General features: G+C 62.0%; 3 protein-coding genes. All 3 read left to right on the forward strand.

The features are described 5' to 3' along the window. Positions 1 to 332: 332 nt before the first annotated feature. The 3 genes from VEK15_32380 to groL all read left to right on the forward strand — a co-directional run bounded on the left by VEK15_32380 (position 333) and on the right by groL (position 2703). Positions 333 to 647, forward strand: coding sequence for a hypothetical protein (locus VEK15_32380; GenBank protein HXV65438.1), 315 nt, complete (start codon positions 333 to 335; stop codon positions 645 to 647). Positions 648 to 724: 77 nt separating this feature from the next. Then, complete coding sequence (locus VEK15_32385) at positions 725 to 1045, forward strand: co-chaperone GroES (GenBank protein HXV65439.1); 321 nt, start codon at positions 725 to 727, stop codon at positions 1043 to 1045. Positions 1046 to 1068: 23 nt separating this feature from the next. Beyond that, positions 1069 to 2703, forward strand: coding sequence for a chaperonin GroEL (gene groL, locus VEK15_32390; protein HXV65440.1), 1635 nt, complete (start codon positions 1069 to 1071; stop codon positions 2701 to 2703). Positions 2704 to 2981 lie beyond the last annotated feature (278 nt).

The raw sequence follows: 2981 nt of genomic DNA on the forward strand, positions 1-2981 counted from the left end.
GCGGCATGGTCCGCCCTCCTTCTCGTCCGAATCCAGCACTCCGATGATCCCGTTGGACTCGGGCTCCCCCAGGTAGCTCGGGCTCGGCCGGACGCCCACGCACCGCGGCCACCCGGTTCCCCGACCCGTCCGGACCAAGGATTCGCTCCTCCCGAATTTCTCTTCTCGAGCAGACCATGCATTAACAGTTAAGAGTTAAGTAATGAGACGGATAATCGCTTGAGCAAAGATGTACTTGACAAGTATAGTACATCATTATATCTTACTTTCATAGTGAACCAAAAGCTGTTAACCGCAGCAGCCTGAATCACCGATAACCGAGGAGACCGCACATGTACGCACGAGAAGTTTCCATCCAGCTCAAGGCCAATGCCGGCGCTGAGTTCACCCGGACGATCGAGAAGGACGTCCTGCCGCGACTCCGGAAACAGGCTGGCTTCGCGGACGAGCTCACGTTCCTCAATCCGAACGGCAAAAACGCGGTCGCCATCAGCTTGTGGGATCGCAAAGAGAGCGCGGACACTTACGCGCGCGACACGTATCCCCAGGTGCTGAAGAGCCTGATGGCAGTGATTGACGGAACGCCTGTGGTTCAGACGTTCGAGGTTTCCAACTCCACCTTCCACAAGGTCGCCGCTCACAACTAGGGGTTCGGACGAGGGGGGCAGCCTGGCCCGCCCTCCTCCGTCCAACCTCTCTCTCACGTGAACTGAGGTGTAGGATCATGGCCATTTTGACGAAATCGCCCATCAAGACGACGTCGGAGATCCAGCCCCTCGCAGACCGGGTGGTCGTACGCCCGTTCGAGGAGACGGAGCAGACGCGCGGTGGGTTGTTCATTCCCGACACCGCCAAGGAGAAACCCCAGCAAGGCGAGATCATCGCCGTCGGTCCCGGCCGCTTCGAAAGGGGCGCGCGCGTGCCGATGGAGCTCAAGCAGGGTCAGAAAGTTCTGTACGGCAAGTACAGCGGCGCCGAGGTGACGCTCGACGAACAGGAAGTCCTCATCATCAAGGAATCCGACGTCCTCGCCGTGATCGGCTGAGCGACCGGAAACGGAGCATACTCATGGCGAACGCGAAAGAACTGCACTTCGACATCGACGCGCGGGCGCGCCTCAAGCGGGGCGTGGACCAGCTGGCTGATGCGGTGAAGGTGACCCTCGGCCCCAAGGGCCGAAACGTGGTCATTGACAAGAAATTCGGCAGCCCGACCATCACCAAAGATGGCGTTACCGTGGCGAAAGAGATCGAACTCCCGGACGCCGTCGAAAACATGGGCGCCCAAATGGTGAAGGAAGTGGCGACCAAGACCTCGGATGTGGCCGGTGACGGCACGACCACCGCGACGATTCTCGCGCAGGCGATCTTCCGGGAGGGGCTGAAGAGTGTGACCGCTGGCGTGAACCCGATGGCGATCAAGCGCGGCATCGACAAGGCGGTCGAGGTGGTTGTGGCCGAGCTAAAGGAGCTGTCGATGCCCACGGTCGGCAAGAAAGAGATTGCGCAGGTTGGCGCCATCTCCGCGAATACCGACCAGGAGATCGGTGACCTGATCGCCGATGCCATGGAGAAGGTGGGCAAGGACGGGGTGATCACGGTCGAGGAGGGCAAAGGCTTGGCGACCGAGCTGGAAACGGTGGACGGGATGCAGTTCGACCGCGGCTACCTTTCCCCCTACTTCATCACCGACCCCGAGAAGATGGAGACGGTGCTGGAAGACGGGTACGTCCTGATTCACGACAAGAAGATCTCGGTGATGAAGGACCTCCTGCCGATCTTGGAGAAGGTGGCGCAGACGGGGAAGCCCCTCCTCCTCATCGCTGAAGACATAGAGGGTGAGGCGCTCGCTACCCTGGTGGTCAACAGGCTGCGGGGCACCCTCAACGTGTGCGGGGTCAAGGCGCCGGGCTTTGGCGACCGGCGGAAGGCGATGCTCGAGGACGTCGCGACGCTGACCGGCGGTAAGGTGGTCAGCGAAGAGGTCGGCTTCAAGTTGGAGAAGGCCGAGCTAAGCGATCTCGGCCGTTGCAAGCGGATCGTGGTGGACAAGGACACCACGACGCTCGTCGACGGCGCCGGCAAGCGGGCCGACATTCAGGGCCGGATCCGGGAACTCAAGGCCGCCATCGAAAAGAGCACGTCCGATTACGACAAGGAGAAGCTGCAGGAGCGCATGGCCAAGCTGGCCGGCGGCGTGGCCGTGATCAACGTGGGTGCCGCGACCGAGACCGAAATGAAGGAGAAGAAGGCGCGGGTCGAGGACGCATTGCACGCCACGCGGGCGGCGGTCGAAGAGGGCATCGTGCCTGGCGGCGGTGTCGCGCTGCTCCGGGCCCAGGCGGCATTGAACAAAGTGAAGCTCGAGGATCCCGACGAGCAGGTGGGAGTGGGAATCGTCCGCCGCGCCCTTGAGGAACCGATCCGGATCATCGCCGCCAACGCGGGCGCCGAGGGTTCCATCGTGGTCGAGAAAGTGCGCTCCTCGAAGGAGAAGGCGTTCGGCTACAACGCCCAGACCGACACGTACCAAGATCTGGTCGCCGCGGGCGTGATCGATCCCGCCAAGGTGGCGCGGACGGCGTTGCAGAACGCCGCCTCGGTCGCCAGTCTCCTCCTCACCACCGAGTGCGTGGTGGTCGAGGAGAAGGAAGACGGGACGTCCTCAGCCATGCCCGGCGGCAGGATGGGCGGCATGTACTAGAGATTGGGTAATCCCGGTCCGCTGACGCCCGGTTGCCTTTGGGGATACGCTAGACTCTGATGCTCGTCGCCCCAGGCTTTGCGACGATCAGCGTGCGAGCAGATTCGTCACTCATGAGGCGGCCGTCGACTCATGAGACGCGCTAGGCGATCACCTCGCTCATCGAAGCGGTCGAGAGACAGCAGAATCCGGATTGAAGCGCACATCGCTCGCCTCAACGTAGATGAACGAAATATCGGGAGCACGGAAGAGCGGGGCAGGGAAACGAGCCAACTTCG

Source organism: Vicinamibacteria bacterium, assembly GCA_035620555.1.
In the GTDB taxonomy this organism is placed as follows: domain Bacteria; phylum Acidobacteriota; class Vicinamibacteria; order Marinacidobacterales; family SMYC01; genus DASPGQ01.

Coding starts and splice junctions, on each gene's coding strand:
- VEK15_32380 (HXV65438.1), top strand. CDS start 333: ATGTACGCACGAGAAGTTTCCATCCAGCTCAAGGCCAATGCCGGCGCT.
- VEK15_32385 (HXV65439.1), top strand. CDS start 725: ATGGCCATTTTGACGAAATCGCCCATCAAGACGACGTCGGAGATCCAG.
- groL (HXV65440.1), top strand. CDS start 1,069: ATGGCGAACGCGAAAGAACTGCACTTCGACATCGACGCGCGGGCGCGC.